This window comes from Psychromonas arctica (assembly GCF_038155225.1).
GTDB lineage: Bacteria > Pseudomonadota > Gammaproteobacteria > Enterobacterales > Psychromonadaceae > Psychromonas > Psychromonas arctica_B.
In genome coordinates this window covers 1-1,412 of sequence record NZ_JBAKBA010000088.1, presented here as the reverse complement: position 1 = coordinate 1,412, position 1,412 = coordinate 1, and the positions used below count along the sequence as shown (strand labels likewise).

The 1,412-nt window shown below is 50.3% G+C and carries 1 rRNA gene; it reads right to left on the bottom strand.

The features are described 5' to 3' along the window. Positions 1–13: 13 nt before the first annotated feature. Positions 14–1,412, bottom strand: a 23S ribosomal RNA gene (locus tag V6255_RS17900); the annotation flags it as partial.

The window sequence follows — 1,412 nt, the reverse complement described above, 5'->3', positions numbered from 1 at the left end:
ACTTAGGTGTTGTATGGTTAAGCCTCACGGGTAATTAGTACAAGTTAGCTCAATACATTACTGCACTTACACACCTTGCCTATCAACGTTGTAGTCTCCAACGGCCCTTTAGGGAACTTAAAGTTCCAGTGAGAACTCATCTTGAGGCTCGCTTCCCGCTTAGATGCTTTCAGCGGTTATCGATTCCGAACGTAGCTACCGGGCAATGCATCTGGCGATACAACCCGAACACCAGCGGTTCGTCCACTCCGGTCCTCTCGTACTAGGAGCAGCCCCTCTCAATTCTCAAACGCCCACGGCAGATAGGGACCGAACTGTCTCACGACGTTCTAAACCCAGCTCGCGTACCACTTTAAATGGCGAACAGCCATACCCTTGGGACCGACTTCAGCCCCAGGATGTGATGAGCCGACATCGAGGTGCCAAACACCGCCGTCGATATGAACTCTTGGGCGGTATCAGCCTGTTATCCCCGGAGTACCTTTTATCCGTTGAGCGATGGCCCTTCCATTCAGAACCACCGGATCACTATGACCTACTTTCGTACCTGCTCGACGTGTCTGTCTCGCAGTTAAGCTGGCTTATACCATTGTACTAACCTCACGATGTCCGACCGTGATTAGCCAACCTTCGTACTCCTCCGTTACTCTTTAGGAGGAGACCGCCCCAGTCAAACTACCCACCAAACAGTGTCCCAAACCCCGATTCAGGGGCCATGGTTAGAACTCAAAACATACAAGGGTGGTATTTCAAGATTGGCTCCACGTCATCTGGCGACAACGCTTCAAAGCCTCCCACCTATCCTACACATGTAGGCTCTAAGTTCACTGCTAAGCTATAGTAAAGGTTCACGGGGTCTTTCCGTCTAGCCGCGGGTACACAGCATCTTCACTGCGATTTCAACTTCACTGAGTCTCGGGTAGAGACAGCATGGCCATCATTACGCCATTCGTGCAGGTCGGAACTTACCCGACAAGGAATTTCGCTACCTTAGGACCGTTATAGTTACGGCCGCCGTTTACCGGGGCTTCGATCAAAAGCTTCGACCTAAGTCTAACCTCATCAATTAACCTTCCGGCACCGGGCAGGCGTCACACCCTATACGTCATCTTACGATTTAGCAGAGTGCTGTGTTTTTAATAAACAGTTGCAGCCATCTGGTATCTTCGGCCTCTAGCAGCTTAGAGAGCAAGTCTCATCACCGCCAAAGGCGTACCTTCTCCCGAAGTTACGGTACCATTTTGCCTAGTTCCTTTACCCGAGTTCTCTCAAGCGCCTTGGTATTCTCTACCTGACCACCTGTGTCGGTTTGGGGTACGATCCTTTATTATCTGAAGCTTAGAGACTTTTCCTGGAAGCATGGCATCAATGACTTCAGTACCTTAGTACCTCGACATCGTATCTCAGTGTTA